We start from the raw sequence: 19,201 nt of genomic DNA on the forward strand, positions 1-19,201 counted from the left end.
AGCCTCAGCTTCGACCGGAGCGTGAAGGTCGGGGCGGGCTCTGCCGGGGTGAGCTGCCCTGGTCCGGGTCGGTCGAGAAGCCGACCGGCTCCGGACGCGGGGGTGCTCCGGCGTCGCCCGCGGCGGAGGGGTGCCGCGGGGAGCGGAGGCGCCGCAGCGTCGGGACACCGGCGAGGCCCGTGACCACGCCGACGAGGAGCGCGAGCCCGGCCAGCCCTGCCGTCGCCGCCCGGCCGAGCCCGGCTGTGCCCGTGGCCGGCGCGGATGCCGTGGCAGGCGTGGCGGTCGAGCGTGACGGGGCAGCCGCGCCCCGGGGCGCGTCACCGAGGACACCGAGCGAGCGGAGCGTCCGCAGCAGCAGCGCGGAGTCGGCCGGGCGGTGGCGCACCGACGGGATCGAGAAGAGGTCCTCGGTGCCGTTGGTGCTCATCGCGGTCTCGACCCACACCTCGTTCCCGTCGATGACGACGCCGTCGATGCGCCACGGCGTGACGTCGTGGATGAGCCACGTCAGGCGCAGGGTCGTGCCCATGAACGATGCCGTCGCGGTGCGCTCCCCGCGCGGCGGGTCGTACGGCGAGAGCGCTCGCTCGAGGTCGGCGTAGACGGGGCTGCCGGTCAGGGCCGCCGCGGCCCTGGAGCCGGCGTACTGGACGACGATCACCGACGTGGGTCCTCCGGCCGAGGCCGGGGCCGCGGCGCCGACGAGCACGACGAGCATCGCGACCGCAGTGGCGGCGGCGGCGGACAGCACGGCTGGGATGCGCGGTCTCTTCACGGTTTCCTCCTCGGGCGGGCCCGGCGGCGTCCGGGCGTCAGTACGTCAACACCGCCGGAGCACCGTCGGTTCGGGTCGGGGTCGCGGGGCCCTTCAGCCGGCCGAGCCGGCGACGCGCAGCGCCGTGGCGAGGTCGGCCGGCCCCTCGAGCCGGTACGTCACCTCGCCACCCGGGGAGGGAACCACCCAGACGAGCGTCGGACCGGCGAGGCGCGGCTGCTCGGCATGCGTGCTGCCGGAACGGTCCACCCACTCGATGCGGTGCGCGGAACCGAACCACAGCGCGTCGTGGCCCGACACCCGGGTCGGTGTGACGGCGTCCCACACCGTCTTGAGGTAGCCCCACGACAGCGACCCGACGAAGACGTCGAGGCGCGTCGGCACGCCGTTCGTCGCCGTACGGGGTCCCCACGCCAGCTCGACGACCCGCCCGCCGTGGGCGAGGACGACCGTGTCGGGCTGCCCCAGGGCAGCCGGGACCGCGACCGGTGCGCCGACGGCGCGCGCGGCCGCCTCGAGCGTCACCGGCGTGCCCGACGCCGTGGCCGTCCCGGACCCGGCCGACGAGGTGGGCCGCGGGGAGTCCGGCGCCGAGGCGCTGGGGCGCGGCACCTCGCGGACGACGACGCCGCCCAGGCGCAGCAGCTCGACCACCGCTGCCCGGACCGGCGGCACCAGGGCGAGCGCCAGGGTGACGGCCGCTGCCACGGCCCAGGCCAGCCGACGCCGCGCCGGTCGGGGGCGACCGAGCCCTTCCGCGGGCGCGGTGACCCGCGCGAGGACCGACGCGGCGAGGTCCTCTCGTGGAGGGTCGGTCACGAGGAGCCGGCCGAGCTCGAGGAGCTCGCGCTCCAGCCCGGAGCCCGGATCCGGTCCCGTGCGGTGGTGCGGCTCAGGCATCGGTGAGCACCTCCCGGAGGGCGGCGAGGGCGCGGTGCAGCCGTGACTTGACGGTGCCCGCGGGCACGTCGAGCACCGTGGCCGTCTCGGCCTCGGACAGCTCGAGCAGGTAGCGGCACGTCACGACCTCTCGCAGGTCGAGGGGCAGGGCGTCGAGGGCCTCGAGCAGACCGGCGCGGCGGTCGGCGCCCACGGCCGCCTCGGCGGGATCGACCGGGTCGCCGCGGCCCCCCTCCGCGGCCTCTCGGACGGCGACCCGCAGCTCGCGCAGCGCGCGACGGGACCGGCCGCGCAGCGCGTTGCGGGTCTCGTTGACGACGATCCGCAGCAGCCACGGCCGGAACCCGGCGCCGTCCCGGAACCGGGGCAGCGCCGCATAGGCCTTGACGAACGCCTCCTGGACCACGTCGTCGGCCTCGTCCCCGGCGCCGGACAGCACGGCGAGCCGTTTGGCGACGGGGGCGTGCCGCACGACGAGGACCGCGTACGCACCGGGGTCGCCGGCGCGCACCCGAGCCAGGGCCGCGGCCTCCTCGGCGGCGTGGTCGGCGGCGTGGTCGGAGGCACGGCCGGCGGCGTCCTCGGCGGCAGCCCCTGCCGGCCTGCCGCCCGGGTCCCCGGACCTGTCCGTCCTGCGGTCGATCGTGCTGATCCCTGTCTCCATCCGCTCGGCGGGGGCTGCGGACCCGACCATCGTCGCGCCCCGACGTGTCCTCTACACCGCGGCGCGCCGGTCGGTTCGCGGGCCACCGGCACGAGCGGCCGGGACACCCGTCGTCGGACCTCGTGCGACACGTCGGGCGACGCGCCGGGGCCGTCGGTGGCCGGGCTTAGACTCGTCCACGATGTCGAGCCAGCCCGCCCCGCGCAACGACCAGAGCTTCGTGCACCTGCACGTGCACACGGAGTACTCGATGCTCGACGGGGCGGCGCGCATCGGCGACCTGTTCTCCGAGGCGGCGCGGATGGGCATGCCGGCCCTCGCCACCACCGACCACGGCTACATCTTCGGTGCGTACGAGTTCTGGAAGAAGGCCCAGGGCACCGGCGTCAAGCCGATCATCGGCGTCGAGGCCTACATCACGCCGGGCACCCACCGCACCGACCGCACCAAGGTCAGCTGGGGCGACGGCGGCCGCGACGACATCTCCGGCAGCGGCGCGTACACGCACATGACGATGCTCGCCGAGAACAACGAGGGCATGCACAACCTCTTCCGCATGTCCTCGATCGCGAGCCTGGACCAGGTGTACACGAAGTGGCCGCGCATCGACCGCGAGCTGCTCTCGACGTACGGCAAGGGCCTCATCGTCACCACGGGCTGCCCCTCGAGCGAGATCCAGACCAAGCTGCGCTTCGGCATGTACGACGACGCGCGCGAGGTCGCCGGGGAGCTGCGCGACATCTTCGGCGCCGACAACGTCTTCGTCGAGCTCATGGACCACGGCCTCGAGATCGAGCGGCGCACGCAGAAGGACCTCATCCGCCTGGCGCGCGACCTCGGCCTGCCGCTCGTCGCGACGAACGACCTGCACTACACGCGCGCGGAGGACGCCAAGGCGCACGCCGCGCTGCTGTGCGTCCAGTCCGGCTCGACGCTCATGGACCCCAACCGGTTCAAGTTCGACGCCGACGACTTCTACCTCAAGTCGGCCCAGGAGATGCGCCACCTCTGGCGCGAGCTGCCCGAGGCCTGCGACAACACGCTGCTCATCGCCGAGCGCTGCGAGGTGTCCTTCACCGAGGGCGAGGGACGCTTCATGCCGCGCTTCCCGTGCCCCGAGGGCGAGGACGAGACGTCGTGGTTCATCAAGGAGGTCGAGACCGGCCTCCAGCGCCGCTTCCCCGAGGGGGTGCCCGACTACGCCCGCAAGCAGGCGGCCTTCGAGGAGGACGTCATCGTCTCCAAGGGCTACCCGGGCTACTTCCTCGTCGTCGCCGACTTCATCAACTGGGCCAAGCGCAACGGCATCCGCGTCGGCCCGGGCCGCGGCTCGGGTGCCGGCTCGATGTGCGCCTACGCCATGGGCATCACCGACCTCGACCCCGTGCCGCACGGCCTCATCTTCGAGCGGTTCCTCAACCCCGAGCGCATGTCGATGCCCGACTTCGACGTCGACTTCGACGAGCGCCGGCGCGGTGAGGTCATCCGGTACGTCACCGAGAAGTACGGCTCGGAGCGCGTCGCGCAGATCGTCACGTACGGCACCATCAAGGCCAAGCAGGCGGTCAAGGACGCCGCCCGGGTCATGGGCCACCCGTTCAGCGTCGGTGAGCAGCTGACCAAGGCGATGCCACCGGACGTCATGGGCAAGGGCGTGCCGCTCGCCGAGATCTACAACCCCGAGCACAAGCGCTACAACGAGGGCGTCGACTTCCGGGCGCTCGTGCAGACCGAGACCCACTTCCAGGAGGTCGTCGACACCGCCAAGGGCCTCGAGGGCCTCAAGCGCCAGTGGGGCGTGCACGCGGCCGGCGTCATCATGAGCAGCGAGCCGCTCATCGACGTCATCCCGATCATGAAGCGGCTGCAGGACGGCCAGGTCATCACCCAGTTCGACTACCCGAGCTGCGAGTCGCTCGGCCTGGTCAAGATGGACTTCCTCGGCCTGCGCAACCTGACGATCCTCGACGACGCCATCGAGAACATCAAGACCAACCGCGACGAGGACATCGACCTCGACGCCCTGTCCAAGGACATGACCGACGCGGCCACCTACGAGCTGCTCGGTCGCGGCGACACCCTCGGCGTCTTCCAGCTCGACGGCGGCGGCATGCGTGCCCTGCTGCGCCTCATGCAGCCCGACAACTTCGAGGACATCTCCGCCGCCCTCGCGCTCTACCGGCCCGGGCCGATGGGCGTCAACGCGCACACCAACTTCGCCCTGCGCAAGAACGGCAAGCAGGAGCTCATCCCCCTCGACCCCCAGCTGAAGGGCAAGCTCCAGCCGGAGATGGTCGAGGCGCTCGAGCCCATCCTCGGCATGACCTACGGCCTGGTCATCTACCAGGAGCAGGTCATGGAGATCGCCCAGAAGCTGGCCGGCTACACGCTCGGCAACGCCGACCTGCTCCGGCGGGCCATGGGCAAGAAGAAGAAGGAGGTGCTCGACGCCGAGTACGTGCCCTTCTCCGAGGGCATGAAGGCCAAGGGGTTCAACGAGGCCTCGATCGCCGCCCTCTGGGGCGTCCTCGTCCCGTTCTCCGACTACGCGTTCAACAAGGCGCACACCGCCGCCTACGGGCTCGTGTCGTACTGGACCGCCTACCTCAAGGCCAACTACCCGGCCGAGTACATGGCCGCCCTGCTGACGAGCGTGCGCGACGACAAGGACAAGTCGGCGCTCTACCTCAACGAGTGCCGCCACATGGGCATCAAGGTGCTGCCGCCCGACGTCAACGAGTCGGTCGCCAACTTCGCCGCCGTCGGTACCGACATCCGCTTCGGCCTGGCCGCCATCCGCAACGTCGGCACGAACGTCGTCGACAAGATCGTCGAGGCCCGCGAGAACAAGGGCACGTTCGCCTCGTTCAAGGACTTCCTCGACAAGGTCGACGCCGTCGTGTGCAACAAGCGCACCATCGAGTCGCTCATCAAGGGCGGCGCCTTCGACTCGCTCGGCGAGAGCCGTCGCGGCCTCGTCGAGGTGCACGAGCGCTACGTCGACGCGCTCGTCGACGTCAAGAAGCAGCAGGCCATCGGCCAGGACAGCCTCTTCGCCTCGTTCGGCTTCGGTGACGCCGACGGGGACGGCGCGGGGGTCGACCCGTTCGCCGGCCTGCCACCGGTCCCCCCGAGCGAGTGGGACAAGTCCACGCTGCTGTCCTTCGAGCGCGAGATGCTCGGCCTCTACGTGTCCGACCACCCGCTCTTCGGCATCGAGCACATCCTGTCGGCGCACGCCGACACCCCGATCGCCTCGCTCCTCGGTGAGGACGCCAAGCCCGACGGCACGCCGGTGACGGTCGCGGGCCTCATCACCAGCCTGCAGCTCAAGCGCACGAAGAAGGGCGACCTGTGGGCCATCGCGACCGTCGAGGACCTCGACGGGGCGATCGAGTGCCTCTTCTTCCCCTCCTCGTACATGACGTACTCGACGATGCTGGCCCAGGACACCGTGTGCGCCGTCAAGGGTCGCGTCAGCGCGCGTGACGACTCGATCTCGATCTTCGCCCAGGAGCTGACGATCCCCGACATCAAGGAGGGCCCGCGCGGCCCCGTCGTCGTCACCCTGCCGCTCGGTCGCGCGACGCCCGCCGTCGCCGAGAGCCTCAAACGGGTCCTCGGCGAGCACCCCGGCGCCACCGAGGTGCAGGTCAAGCTGACCCAGCCGGGGCGGTCGGTGCTCATGTCGCTCGACGACTCGCTGCGGGTCACCGCCACGTCGGCGCTCTTCGGCGACCTCAAGGCCCTGCTCGGGCCGGCCTGCCTCGGTTGAGGCACCGGGCCGGCGTCGGGGGAGTGGGGGCAGCGTGAAGGTCGCGGACCGGCGCCGGCTGCGTCGCGCCCGGCTCGCCGCGCTCGGCCTGGCCCCCACGCTCGGCGACGCGTCGACGTCCGTGAGCGCGCTCGAGGTGACCCGCCGTCTGGGGGCGCTGCAGGCGCAGGACTACGGCAGCGGGGCCTGGTCGCTCGGCGTGCGCTCGGGCCTGACGCTGGAGCAGGTCGAGGAGGCGGTGCACCGGCGCGAGGTCGTGCGCACGTGGCCGATGCGCGGCACGATCCACTGGGTGCCGGCCGAGGACGCCCGGTGGATGTGCCGGCTGCTCGCGACCCCCCTAGGCACCGCGCTCGCCACCCGCTACCGGCAGCTCGGCATCACCGACGAGCACGTCGACCGCGCCGGGCAGCTCTTCGAGGAGCACCTGACCGGGCCGATGAGCCGTCCGGACGTCATCGCGCTCCTCGTCGAGCACGGCTTCGACCCCACCGAGCAGCGGGCCTACCACCTCGTCGGGCACCACTGCATGACGGGCCTGCTCTGCCAGGGACCGGTCATCGGCCGGCAGCCGAGCTTCGTCCTCGTCGACAGCTGGGTTCCGCACTCCCGCAAGCCGTCCCGCGAGGAGGGGCTGGCCACGATGGCCGAGCGCTACGTGCGCGGCCACGGGCCCGTCATCGAGAAGGACCTCGCCGGCTGGCTGCTCAAGCCGCTGGGCCTGACGCGTGAGGCGCTCGCTCTCGTCGAGGACCGCCTCGTCCGCGACGAGGTCGACGGCCAGGTGTGGCTGACGCACGTCGACGCGTGCGGTGCCGTCGACGTCGCCTCGACACCCTTGGGGCACGGTGGCGTCCACCTTCTCCCGCAGTGGGACGAGTTCCTCCTCGGCTACAAGTCCCGCGACGTCAGCCTGCCTCCCGAGCACCTCCGGCGCGTCGTGCCCGGTCGCAACATGGTGTTCAAGCCGACGCTGGTCGTCGACGGCGAGGTGGCCGGCACGTGGCGGCGGGTCGCCACCGGGCGAACCACCCTCCTCGAGGTCACCCCCTTCGGTCCGCTCTCGACGGCCACCCGTCGGGGGCTCGAACGAGCGGCCGGCGGGTACGGCCGCTTCCTCGGTGCCGACGTGGAGCTCCGGCTCGTCACCGACCCCGAGGCGGCGCAGGACGCCGTGGCGGGGGAGCGCTGAGTGGCACGCGGAGGCATCCCGCCCGCACCGCTGCCGCCCCGGCACGGCGTCGACGCCCAGCGCATCCGGATGCCCCAGTCCGGGTCGTGGGCAACGCTGCGTGACCACCTCGTCGAGCGGCTCGCGCCCGGGCTGCCGGCCGCCGAGGTCGACCGCAAGCTCGCAGCCGGTGAGGTCGTCGACGCGTCCGGGACCGCCGTCGCACCCGACGCCCCGTTCGTGCCGCGCTCGGTCGTCTGGACCCACCGCGACCTGCCCACGGAGCCTCCCGTGCCGTTCGACATCGAGGTGCTGCACCGCGACGAGCGCATCGTCGTCGTCGACAAGCCACACTTCGTCTCCACCATGCCGCGTGGGCGGCACGTCGTGCAGAGCGCGTTGGCCCGCACGCGCGTCGAGACCGGCCTCGACCGGCTGACCCCGGCGCACCGGCTCGACCGGCCCACGGCCGGGGTGCTGCTCCTCACGACCGAGCAGCGGTGGCGCGGGCCCTACCAGCAGGTCTTCGCGGCGGCCCTGGCGCACAAGGAGTACCTCGCCGTGGCCCCGCTCCGTCCCGAGCTCGGGTCCCCCTTCGTCCGGCGCACCCACCTCGTCAAGGAGCACGGCACCCACCAGGCCCGCGAGGTGCCCGGTGCCCCGCCGAACGCCGAGACGCATGTCGAGCTGCTCGACGTCGCCGGCGGGCTCGGCCTCTACCGCCTCGTGCCGCGCACCGGCCGCACCCACCAGCTGCGCTGCCAGCTGGTGGGTCTCGGCATCCCCATCGTCGGCGACCCGCTCTACCCGGTGGAGGTCGACGTGGCCGACGGGGACTTCTCGTCGCCGCTGCAGCTGCTCGCGGCGGTCCTCGCCTTCCGCGACCCGGTCGACGGCAGCCCCCGACGCTTCGTGACGCGCCGCCGCCTCGAGGCGTGGCCGGGACCCTGGCCGGTCCTCTGAGCCGGGGACTCCCGCTCGCCGCCGAACCGTCACGAACCGGGCGCATCGCTCGACGCGCCACGGGGGCCTGCCCGGTCTAGGGTGACCCCGACCGTGCGCACGAGCCGGTCTCCAGGGAGGACTCACATGCTGTCATCACGACCGACCCTGCGTCGGGTCGCGGGGGCCACCGCCACCGCCCTCGCCGTCGGTGTCGTTCCGTTCGTCGTCGCGCCGAGCGCGTCGGCGGCCCCGACCGAGCTTTTCATCAGCGAGTACGTCGAGGGCTCGAGCAACAACAAGGCCCTCGAGCTGTACAACGGCACCGGGGCCCCCGTCGACCTCGGCGCGGGCAACTACAACGTCCAGGTCTTCGCCAACGGCGCCACCGCGGCCACGTCGACGACCAACCTGTCCGGCACGGTCGCGGGCGGCGACGTCTTCGTGCTGGCCAACACCTCGGCCAACGCCGCGATCCTCGCGGCAGCAGACCAGACGACCGGGAACGCCAGCTGGAACGGTGACGACGCCGTCGTGCTGCGCAAGGGCAGCACGGTGCTCGACGTCCTCGGCCAGGTCGGCTTCCGTCCTACGAACGAGTGGGGTTCCGGCCTGACGTCCACGATGGACAACACACTGCGCCGCAAGGCCGCCGTCCTTGTCGGCGACCCCGACGGCACCGACGCCTTCGACCCGTCGGTCCAGTGGGACGGCTACGCCGTCGACACCGTCGACGGCCTGGGCGCACACTCCATCGACAGCGGCCCGGCGCCCGACGCCGCACCGACCGTCACGACCTCGACCCCGGCCGACGGCGCATCGGGCATCGCCCCGACGGCCCCGCTGTCGGTGACCTTCTCCGAACCGGTGGCCCTCGGGGAGGGCGCGTTCGCCCTGGCCTGCACCTCGGGCGGCGACCGCACCGTCATCGCCTCCGGCGGCCCCACCGCGTACACGGTGACGCCCACCGAGGCGCTCCCGACCGGCGACTCGTGCACCCTGACGGTCAGGGCCTCGGCGGTGTCCGACGCCGACACGGTCGACCCGCCGGACGCGATGCCCGCAGACACGGTCGTCCGCTTCACGACGGCTGCGGCCAACCCGTGCGAGGCGCAGACCACGCCGATCCCCGTCATCCAGGGCAGCGGCGCGACCGTCGCCCGCACCGGCACGGTGACGACCCGCGGCGTCGTCGTCGGCGACTACGAGGGTGCCTCGCCGAACCTGCGCGGCTTCTTCCTCCAGGACCCCGCCGGTGACCACGACCCCGCCACCTCCGACGGCATCTTCGTCTTCGAGGGCAGCAATGCCAACGCCGTCAAGCTCGGTGACCTCGTCACCGTCACCGGCACGGCGAGCGAGAACCAGGGACAGTCGCAGATCAGCGTCGGCACCGTCACCGTCTGTGCGAGCAACCAGACGGTGGCGCCGACCGACGTCTCGTTCCCGGTGTCGAGCGACACCGCCCTCGAGCGCTACGAGGGCATGCTCGTGCGCGTCCCCCAGCCGATGAGCGTCACCGAGCACTTCCAGCTCGGACGCTTCGGCCAGGTGACGCTCTCGGCGGACGGGCGCCTGGCCCAGCCGACCAACGTCGTCGCGCCCGGCGCCGACGCGGCGGCGCTGCAGGCCTCGAACAACCTGCGCAAGATCGTCCTCGACGACGCGAGCCAGGTCCAGAACCCCGACCCCATCGTCTTCGCGCGTGGCGACCAGCCGCTCTCGGCGGCCAACACGCTGCGCGGCGGCGACACGGTGACCGGGCTGACGGGCGTGCTCAGCTACACGTGGGGCGGCACCGCCGCGAGCCCGAACGCCTACCGGATCCGTCCGCTCGGCGCGATGGGTGGCTCGGCCCGCTTCGAGGCGGTCAACCTCCGTCCCGAGTCGGTCCCGGCCGTCGACGGCCATGTCCGCGTCGTCGGCATGAACCTGCTCAACTTCTTCAACACCCTCGACACGACGGGCAACAACTGTCGCGGTGGACTGCAGGGAGCGGTCATGGACTGCCGCGGGGCCAACACCGCCACGGAGTTCGACCGCCAGTGGCACAAGACCGTCGCCGCCGTGAGCGGCACCGGCGCCGACGTCGTCGCGTTCATGGAGATGGAGAACGACGGCTACGGCACCGACAGCGCCGAGCGCTTCCTCGTCGACCGGCTCAACGAGAAGGACGGCGCCGGCACGTGGGCGTTCGTCGACGCCGACGCCCGCACCGGCCAGGTCGACGCCCTCGGCACCGACGCCATCAAGGTGGGCATGCTCTACAAGCCGGCCGCGGTGACGCCGGTCGGCACGACGGCGGCGCTCAACAGCGACGAGTTCGTCACCGGCGGTGACAGCGCGCCGCGCAACCGTCCCTCGCTCGCGCAGGCGTTCCGCGACAACACCACCGGTGGCGTCTTCGTCGCCGTCGCGAACCACCTGAAGTCGAAGGGCTCCGCGTGCGACAGCCCCGACACGGGCGACGGCCAGGGCAACTGTGCCGCGGTGCGCACCAAGGCGGCCCAGCTGCTGTCCGACTGGCTCGCCACCGACCCGACCCGAACCGGTGACGACGACGTGCTGCTCCTCGGCGACATGAACTCCTACGCCAAGGAGGACCCGATCGCGATGTTCGAGTCGAAGGGGTTCACCAACCTCATCGCGGCCCGCAACGGCGCCGAGGCGTACTCGTACGTGTTCGACGGCCAGTGGGGCTACCTCGACCACGCGCTCGGCTCGGCGTCCCTGTCGCGCCAGGTGACCGGCGTCGCCGACTGGCACGTCAACGCCGACGAGCCGTCGGTGCTCGACTACAACACCGAGTTCAAGTCGGCGAGCCAGGTCGCGAGCCTCTACAGCCCCGACCAGTTCCGCATCTCCGACCACGACCCGGTGGTCGTCGGTCTCGACCTGACCAACGCGGCCCCGGTCGTGACGTCCGTGACGGGCCCGTCGGGTGCCACGTCGGTCGGTGCCACGGCGGCTGTCACGGCCTCGTTCACCGATGCCGACGCGCTCGACACCCACACGGCCACCGTCGCGTGGGGTGACGGCTCGACGACGTCCGGCACGGTCAGCGGCGGCACCGTCTCCGGTGACCACGCGTACACCGCAGCCGGGATCTACACCGTCACGGTCACCGTCCGCGACGAGTGGGGACACGGCGACAGCGGCACGACGACCGTCATCGTCTACGACCGCGCGGCCGGGTTCCTCACGGGCGGAGGCTGGTTCGTCTCGCCGCAGGGCGCCGTCACCGGCGACCCGTCTGCCACGGGCAAGGCGCAGTTCCAGCTGTCGGCGCAGTACGCGGCCGGCGCGAGCCGTCCCGACGGCTCCTTCACCCTGGCGACGCCGGGGTTGACGCTCGCCTCGACGCGCCTCGACTGGCTCGTCGTCACCGGTGACACCGCCCGTCTCGCCGGTCCGGCCACCGTCGGCGGCGTCCCCGGCTACCGCCTCGAGGTGACGGCCACCGACGCAGCGACCGACACGCTCCGCGTCGTCGTCCGCGATGCCTCCGGTGCGCTCGTCTACGACGGCGGCACCCGGCCCGTCCAGGGGCAGATCACGCTCCACTGAGCCCCTGACCCGCGAGGGCTGACCCCTCGCGCAGGCCGGTCCGTAGACTGCGCGGATGCAGCGTCCTCCCGTCGCCCGTCGCGACCCGGTGTCCCGCGTCCACCACGGCGACACCTTCGAGGACCCGTACGCGTGGATGGCCGACCGCGACGGCTCCGAGCTGCGTGAGCTCCTCGCGGCCGAGAACGCGTACGCGATCGCCCGGACCGAGCACCTTCGGCCCCTCGCCGACCAGGTCTTCGAGGAGTTCCGCTCCCGCATCGAGGAGACCGACCTGTCGGTGCCCGTGCGCCACGACCGCTGGTGGTACTACTCGCGCACCATCGAGGGCGAGCAGTATGCCGTCGACGCGCGGGTCACCGTGGCCGACCACCCGCAGCGGCCGGCCCTCGCCGAGGGCAGGCCGCCCGCGGGAGAGCAGGTGCTCCTCGACGGCAACGCCGAGGCGCGTGGCCACGAGTTCTACGGCGTCGGCGCCAGCGAGGTCTCGCCGGCCGGCGACGTGCTGGCGTGGGCCGTCGACCTCGCCGGCGACGAGCGCTACGACGTCCGGGTGCGCCGCATCGAGGACGGCGAGCTGCTCGACGAGGCGGTCCGCGACACCGGCGGCTCGCTGGCGTGGTCGCTCGACGGCCGCTACCTCTTCTACACGCGCGTCGACGACGCGTGGCGCCCGCACCAGGTGTGGCGCCACGAGGTCGGCACCGACGCCGCTGCAGACGTCCTCGTGCACGAGGAGACCGACGAGCACTTCTACATCGGCGTCGGTGCCTCGCGGGACGACCGGTGGGTCGTCATCGCGATCTCCTCCAAGACCACGAGCGAGTTCCGGCTCCTCGACGCCGCGAGCCCGCTCGACCCGCCGCGCGTCGTCGCCGAGCGACGACAGGGCGTCGAGTACGACGTCGAGCCGTGGGGTGAGCAGCTGCTCGTCGTGCACAACGCCCGCCGCGTCAACTTCGAGCTGGCGGTCGCGCCGGTCACCTGCGCCTCGGCCGACGAGTGGGTGCCTCTCGACCTGACGACCGAGGACGAGTACGTCACGGGCGCAGAGGGTTTCGACGACTTCCTCGCAGTGTCGCTGCGACGCGAGGGGGGCACCGCCGTGCGGATCGTCCTCCGAGACCCCGAGGCCCCGAACGGCCTGGGCGAGGCCCACGACATCGCGGTCGGCGAGCCGATCGGCACGCTCGTCGTCGGAGCCAACCCCGAGTCGGCCACGCCGACCCTCCAGGTCGTCCACGAGTCGCTCGTCACCCCGCGCACGATCGAGGACTACGACGTGCGCACGCGGCGGTTCACGCTGCTCAAGCGGCAGCACGTGCGCGGCGACGTCGACCTGACGCGCTACCGCCAGCGCCGCGAGTGGGCGACCGCCCCCGACGGCACTCGCGTACCGATCTCGGTCGTGCACCGCGACGACGTCGCGGCCGACGGCAGCGCGCCCGGGCTGCTGCACGCCTACGGCGCCTACGGCATCCCGAGCGACCCGTGGTTCTCGGTGCTGCGGCTGTCCCTGCTCGACCGTGGCTGGGTCTTCGCCGTCGCGCACGTGCGCGGCGGTTCGGAGATGGGACGGTCCTGGTACGACGACGGCAAGCTCGAGGCCAAGCCGAACACGTTCACCGACTTCGTCGCCTGTGCGGACCACCTCGTCGAGTCCGGGATCGTCGCGCCCGACCGCCTTGCCGCAGAAGGCGGTTCGGCAGGTGGCCTGCTCATGGGCGCCGTCGTCAACCAGGCTCCCGGGCGGTTCCGGTTCGTCCACGCGCAGGTGCCGTTCGTCGACGCGCTGACCACGGTGCTCGACCCGAGCCTGCCGCTGACCGTCGTCGAGTGGGAGGAGTGGGGCAACCCGCTCGAGGACCCGGCCGCCTACGCGCTCATGAAGGGCTACACGCCGTACGAGAACGTGCGCCCGGGGGCACACCCGAGCCTGCTCGTCACGACGAGCCTCAACGACACCCGCGTCTACGTCACGGAGCCGGCCAAGTGGGTGGCCGCCATCCGCCACGCCGACGCGCAGCTGCCGGCGGGCGCAGAGCCACCCCAGGTGCTCTTCCGCACCGAGATGGTGGCCGGCCACGGTGGGCGCTCCGGCCGCTACGACACCTGGCGGCAGTGGGCCTGGGAGACGGCCGTCCTCATCGACCAGACGACGTGAGAGCGCGTCGCCGGTCCTCGCGGTCCGGCGCCGGTCACTGCCCCCAGATCGCCGTGACCCACTCCGGGTGGTCGACGAACGGGTTCCGGTTGTGCTGCCACGTGTCGAAGATGACCTCGTTGCGGCGCTTCTCGAAGGCGTCGGGCGGGTCCTGCAGGTTCCACTGCCGCAGCACCGACAGCCGGCCGATCGCGGGCGCGGTGCCGTTGCCGACGAGGTCGTTCGGCTCGAGGTCGGCGAAGCCGTCCCCGCCGTCCCAGCGCACCGCCATGTAGAAGATCATCCGGGCCACGTCGCCCTTGACGGCGTCGCGCGGCTGGAACGAGTCACCGTCGCTGAGGCAGCCGGTGCACTGGGCCACCGCCGACCCGCCGTTGTCGAAGTCGAGGTTGCCGCGGGTGCTGTTGACCGTGACGTCCTCGGGGCGCAGGTGGTGCACGTCCGTGCCGGGCCCGTTGACCGTGCCGAAGTCGCCGTGGCTCTTGGCCCAGACGTGCTCACGGTTCCACTGGTCGACGCCGCCGCCGTTGTCGGACTTGGCGATCGAGCGACCCGAGTAGACCTCGATGACGTTGTCGGGGTTGTTCGGGTCCTGGTCGGTGTCCTTGAGCGCCGTCCAGACCTGGTCGTAGCTCAGCGTCGTGACGCCGCTGGAGATGATCCGGTGCAGCTCGGTGTGCAACGCGGAGCCCGTCTTGCCGACCGCCGACGCGTAGTAGGTCGAGTCGTACGGACTCGTCGTGCCGGTCGGAGCCGGGGTCGTGCTCGTCGTCGGGACCGTGGTCGTCGGCGACCCGCTGAAGGCGAAGGCCGTGGTTCCCGTCATGCCGGGATGGGAGAAGTACGCCGACAGCGAGCCGGTGACGTCGACCTGGCGGCCCATGAGCGAGGGGTTGCTGCGCAGGCCCCACTGGGGGCGGAACGCCGACGGGATCTGCACGTAGAGCATCCGGGTCGTGCCGGTCTCCGAGGCGGTGTCGGCGATGGCCAGCGCGTAGTCGTTGGGGAAGCCGGACCGCACGACGGTGCTCGTCGCGGTCGGCTGGCCGACGACGTAGCCGCGCACGGTCGCCGAGCGCCCGTCCTGGGCCCCGACGGCCTGCGAGACGGTGAGCGGTGCGGCGGCGGCCAGCCCGGCCGGTGCGGGTGCGTGCGCGACGCGCGGCGTCCCCGACGCGGGAGCGCCGGACGCGCTCGAGGCGGCCGTGAGCGCGATGGATGCCGGGACGATGCCGACGGCGAGGCCGAGCACGGCGGCGCCGATCCGGCGCCGGCGAAGAACGATGGGCACGGGTTCTCCTGGGTGTGGGAGCGAGAGTCGCTGACGGGGTGGGTCGCGGGCCCGGCCGGACGCTCGCGTGGACGACTCGGAGGAACAGCGACCAGGAGGTCGTGGGCGCCCGGCCGGGACGCTCCGAGCGTGGCGGAGGCCGGGGCGCGCTGGGGTCTGGCGGGGGTCTGGCGTTGGCCAGCGGTGGTTCAGGATTGGACAGCCAGGACGGGCGCAGCGGCGGCTGCGACCCGCACCCTGAGACGCTGCGGGGGCACCGGCAGGCGCCTCCTAGACTGGTGACCCATGATGTCCACCCTCGACCTGCGCGGACGCACGCTCGACGTGCGCTTCCTGCGCGGTGCCCTTCCCCGAGCCGAGTTCGACGTCACGGCGGCCCTCGAGCAGGTGCGGCCGATCTGTGAGGACGTCGAGCATCGGGGCGCCGCGGCGCTGCGCGACCTGGGGGAGCGGTTCGACGGCGTCCGCCCCACCCACCTGCGGGTGCCGGTGGCCGTCCTGCAGGCGGCGCTGGAACACCTCGAGCCGGACCTGCGCGCAGCGCTCGAGGAGGCCGTCCGGCGGGCCCGCCTCGTGCACGCCGACCAGCGCCGCACCGACACCACGACGCGTGTCGTGCCCGGCGGCACCGTCACCGAGCGCTGGGTCCCGGTCGACCGCGTCGGCCTCTACGTGCCCGGTGGCCTCGCCGTCTACCCGAGCAGCGTCGTCATGAACGTCGTGCCCGCGCAGCTGGCCGGCGTCAGCTCGCTCGCCGTCGCCTCGCCGCCGCAGCGCGAGAACACCGGCGAGTTCGCCGGCTACCCCAACCCGACGATCCTCGCCACCTGCGCGTTGCTCGGCGTGGAGGAGGTCTACGCGGTCGGTGGGGCGCAGGCCGTCGCGATGTTCGCCCACGGCTTCACCGACGAGACGCCCGAGGGCGACACCGTCACGTGCGAGCCCGTGTCGATGGTCACCGGCCCCGGCAACATCTGGGTCGTCGCCGCCAAGCGCCTCCTCAAGGGGCTCATCGGCATCGACGCAGAGGCCGGTCCCACCGAGATCGCCGTGCTGGCCGACGACTCCGCCGACCCCGAGCACGTCGCCGCGGACCTCGTCAGCCAGGCCGAGCACGACCCGCTCGCGGCCTCCGTGCTCGTCACCGACAGCGAGGAGCTCGCCGAGGCGACCCGCGCCGCGCTCGCGCGCCGGGTGCCGGCGACCAAGCACGCGGAACGCGTCAGGGAGGCGCTCGAGGGCACGCAGTCGCGCATCGTCCTCGTCGACGACGTCGACGCGGGGCTCGAGGTCGTCAACGCCTACGCCGCCGAGCACCTCGAGATCCAGACCCGCGACGCCGCCGACGTCGCGGCCCGGGTGCGCAACGCCGGTGCCGTCTTCGTCGGCCCGTACGCGCCGGTGAGCCTCGGCGACTATGCGGCCGGGTCCAACCACGTGCTGCCGACCGCGGGCTGCGCCTGCCACAGCAGTGGGCTGTCGGTGCAGTCGTTCCTGCGCGGCATCCACGTCGTCGACTACGACGAGGCGGCCCTGCGCGACGTCGCACGTCACGTCGTCACGCTCGCCCAGGCCGAGGACCTGCCGGCGCACGGCGAGGCCGTCACCGCGCGCTTCGGCGACGAGGTGCCCCGGTGACCGCGGCAACCGGAGGCGACGAGGTCGCGCGTCTGCTGCGCCCAGACCTGCGCGGGCGCACCGCGTACGGTGCGCCACAGCTCGACGTGCCCGTCCGGCTCAACACGAACGAGAACTCCTACCCGGTGCCCGAGCCCGTCGTCGAGGCCATCGTCGCCGCGCTCGCTGCCGACGTCCGCGACCTCAACCGCTACCCGGACCGCGACTTCACCGAGCTGCGCAAGGCGCTGACCGCCTACCTCGAGAAGCAGTCGGGGGTCACCGTCACCCCCGAGCAGGTGTGGGCCGGCAACGGCTCCAACGAGGTGCTCTCGCACGTGGTGCAGGCCTTCGGCGGCCCGGGCCGGGTGGCGCTGGGGTTCACGCCCAGCTACTCCATGCATCCGATCATCAGCGAGACCCTCGGCACCACCTGGGTCGACGGCCTGCGCGGCACCGGCACCTTCGACCTCACGCCCGAGTCGGCCGCCGAGCAGGCCCGGCAGCACCGCCCGTCGGTCGTCTTCCTCTGCTCGCCGAACAACCCGACCGGCACCGCGCTGCCGTTCGAGGTCATCGGTGCGGTGCTCGACGCCGCCCCGGACGCGATCGTCGTCGTCGACGAGGCGTACGCCGAGTTCGCCCGCCCCGGAACCCGATCGGCCCTGACGCTGCTCGCCGGGCACCCGCGCCTGGTGGTGACCCGCACGATGAGCAAGGCGTTCGCCTTCGCCGGCGGACGCCTGGGCTACCTCGTCGCCGCCCCGGAGGTCGTCGACGCGCTGCGGCTCGTGCGACTGCCCTACCACCTCTCGACCCCGACGCAGACGATCGCCCGCGTCGCCCTCGAGCACGCCGACGTCATGCTCGGCACCGTCGAGGTCATCAAGCACCAGCGCGACCGCATCGTCGAGCGCCTCGCCGAGCTCGGCGCCACGCCGGTGGCCAGCGACAGCAACTTCGTCCTCTTCGGCGGCCTGGCCGACGAGAAGGCCACGTGGCAGGCCCTGCTCGACGCCGGTGTCCTCGTGCGCGACGTCGGCATCGCCCACCACCTGCGCGTCACGGCGGGTGACCCCGACGAGACGACGGCCTTCCTCGACGCGTTCGCCCGCCTCGCCCCCACCCACCTGAGCAGCCAGACCGGCGTGACCGGCCAGACCAGCCAGACCAGCCAGGAGCCGCCCGCATGAACCGCACCGCGACGATCTCCCGCTCCACCTCCGAGTCCTCCGTCGAGCTCACCCTCGACCTCGACGGGACCGGCGTCGCCGAGGTCTCGACGGGCGTGCCGTTCTACGACCACATGCTCGCCTCGCTGGCCAAGCACTCGCTCATCGACCTCACCGTCAAGGCGACCGGCGACGTCGAGGTCGACGTGCACCACACCGTCGAGGACACCGCCATCGTCCTCGGTCAGGCACTGCGCGAGGCCCTCGGCGACAAGTCCGGCATCTCGCGCTTCGGCGACGCCACGGTTCCGCTCGACGAGGCGCTCGCGCAGGCGGTCGTGGATGTCGCGGGACGGCCCTACGTCGTCCACGAGGGCGAGCCGGAGGGCCAGCAGTACGCGCTCATCGGCGGCCACTTCACCGGGTCGATGACGCGCCACGTCCTCGAGTCCTTCGCCTACAACGCCGGCCTGTGCCTCCACGTGCGCGTCCTCGCCGGCCGCGACCCGCACCACATCGTCGAGGCGCAGTTCAAGGCCGTGGCCCGCGCCCTGCGCGCCGCCGTGGCCCGCGACCCCCGCGTCGTCGGCATCCCGAGCGCCAAGGGAGCCCTGTGACGGCCGGCGCCCCGGGCGTCGGGAGCACCCGTCGCGACGTCGTCGTCCTCGACTACGGAAGCGGCAACGTCCGCTCGGCGGTGCGCGCCCTCGAACGCGTCGGCGCCAGCGTCACCCTGACGGCCGACCCGGTCGCCGCCCTGGAGGCCGACGGCCTGTTCGTCCCCGGCGTCGGCAACTTCCACGCGTGCATGGCCGGACTCGCGGCCGCGCACGGACCCCGGGTCATCGGCCGGCGCATCAGCGGCGGCCGACCCGTGCTCGGCGTCTGCGTCGGCATGCAGGTCCTGTTCGACGGCTCGACCGAGCCGTCCGCCGCACCCCTGGAGGGTCTGGGGGAGTGGCCCGGCACCGTCGAGCGGCTCCCGGCCGACGTCGTGCCGCACATGGGCTGGTCCGAGGTCGACGCCGCCGCCGGGTCGCGCCTGTTCGCCGGCGTCGAGCACGAACGGTTCTACTTCGTGCACTCCTACGCGGTGCAGCGCTGGACGCTCGAGGCCACCGGGGCCTTCGAGCGGGTGGCCCCGCACGTGACGTGGGCGG

Annotated in this window: 13 protein-coding genes; 9 read left to right on the forward strand and 4 right to left on the reverse strand. The window is 72.7% G+C overall.

Annotated features, from left to right (window positions below; all coding sequences use genetic code 11):
• Positions 1 to 4: 4 nt before the first annotated feature.
• From ACPYOM_RS00980 to ACPYOM_RS00990, 3 genes are all read right to left on the reverse strand, one after another.
• Positions 5 to 778 (reverse strand): hypothetical protein, encoded by a 774-nt coding sequence (locus tag ACPYOM_RS00980; RefSeq protein WP_481344534.1) that lies wholly within the window; start codon positions 776 to 778, stop codon positions 5 to 7.
• A gap of 93 nt (positions 779 to 871) precedes the next feature.
• The gene (locus tag ACPYOM_RS00985) at positions 872 to 1,678 is read right to left on the reverse strand and encodes a hypothetical protein (RefSeq protein ID WP_481344535.1); all 807 of its coding nucleotides are present in this window, start codon (positions 1,676 to 1,678) and stop codon (positions 872 to 874) included.
• Positions 1,671 to 2,372, reverse strand: a complete 702-nt coding sequence (locus tag ACPYOM_RS00990) for an RNA polymerase sigma factor (RefSeq protein ID WP_481344536.1) — start codon at positions 2,370 to 2,372, stop codon at positions 1,671 to 1,673. Before ACPYOM_RS00990 ends, ACPYOM_RS00985 begins: the two co-directional genes overlap by 8 nt.
• A 151-nt stretch (positions 2,373 to 2,523) precedes the next feature.
• Here ACPYOM_RS00990 and dnaE point away from each other — a divergent pair, with 151 nt between their 5' ends.
• From dnaE to ACPYOM_RS01015, 5 genes are all read left to right on the forward strand, one after another.
• Positions 2,524 to 6,117, forward strand: coding sequence for a DNA polymerase III subunit alpha (dnaE, locus tag ACPYOM_RS00995; protein WP_481344537.1), 3,594 nt, complete (start codon positions 2,524 to 2,526; stop codon positions 6,115 to 6,117).
• A 34-nt stretch (positions 6,118 to 6,151) separates the two neighbouring features.
• Complete coding sequence (locus ACPYOM_RS01000; protein WP_481344538.1) at positions 6,152 to 7,309, forward strand: winged helix DNA-binding domain-containing protein; 1,158 nt, start codon at positions 6,152 to 6,154, stop codon at positions 7,307 to 7,309.
• Positions 7,310 to 8,251, forward strand: a complete 942-nt coding sequence (locus tag ACPYOM_RS01005) for a pseudouridine synthase (RefSeq protein WP_481344539.1) — start codon at positions 7,310 to 7,312, stop codon at positions 8,249 to 8,251.
• Between the two features lie 126 nt (positions 8,252 to 8,377).
• Positions 8,378 to 11,797 (forward strand): ExeM/NucH family extracellular endonuclease, encoded by a 3,420-nt coding sequence (locus tag ACPYOM_RS01010; RefSeq protein ID WP_481344540.1) that lies wholly within the window; start codon positions 8,378 to 8,380, stop codon positions 11,795 to 11,797.
• 55 nt (positions 11,798 to 11,852) lie between these two features.
• The gene (locus tag ACPYOM_RS01015; RefSeq protein WP_481344541.1) at positions 11,853 to 13,961 is read left to right on the forward strand and encodes a S9 family peptidase; all 2,109 of its coding nucleotides are present in this window, start codon (positions 11,853 to 11,855) and stop codon (positions 13,959 to 13,961) included.
• Positions 13,962 to 13,995: 34 nt separating this feature from the next.
• Here the strand turns inward: ACPYOM_RS01015 and ACPYOM_RS01020 are convergent, their stop codons facing one another.
• Positions 13,996 to 15,252, reverse strand: a complete 1,257-nt coding sequence (locus ACPYOM_RS01020) for an endonuclease (protein ID WP_481344542.1) — start codon at positions 15,250 to 15,252, stop codon at positions 13,996 to 13,998.
• A 285-nt stretch (positions 15,253 to 15,537) separates the two neighbouring features.
• Between ACPYOM_RS01020 and hisD the strand changes: the two genes are divergently transcribed.
• From hisD to hisH, 4 genes are all read left to right on the forward strand, one after another.
• The gene (hisD, locus tag ACPYOM_RS01025; RefSeq protein WP_481344543.1) at positions 15,538 to 16,890 is read left to right on the forward strand and encodes a histidinol dehydrogenase; all 1,353 of its coding nucleotides are present in this window, start codon (positions 15,538 to 15,540) and stop codon (positions 16,888 to 16,890) included.
• Positions 16,887 to 18,062 carry a histidinol-phosphate transaminase gene (locus ACPYOM_RS01030; protein ID WP_481344544.1) on the forward strand — a complete coding sequence of 392 codons (1,176 nt, stop codon included), beginning with the start codon at positions 16,887 to 16,889 and terminating at the stop codon, positions 18,060 to 18,062. Before hisD ends, ACPYOM_RS01030 begins: the two co-directional genes overlap by 4 nt.
• Positions 18,059 to 18,658, forward strand: a complete 600-nt coding sequence (hisB, locus tag ACPYOM_RS01035; RefSeq protein WP_481344545.1) for an imidazoleglycerol-phosphate dehydratase HisB — start codon at positions 18,059 to 18,061, stop codon at positions 18,656 to 18,658. Before ACPYOM_RS01030 ends, hisB begins: the two co-directional genes overlap by 4 nt.
• The coding region (gene hisH / locus ACPYOM_RS01040) for an imidazole glycerol phosphate synthase subunit HisH (RefSeq protein WP_481344546.1) at positions 18,655 to 19,201 on the forward strand (547 nt) is incomplete at its 3' end. The genes hisB and hisH, both read left to right, overlap by 4 nt.

This window comes from Monashia sp. HAY1-2A, from assembly GCF_056755315.1.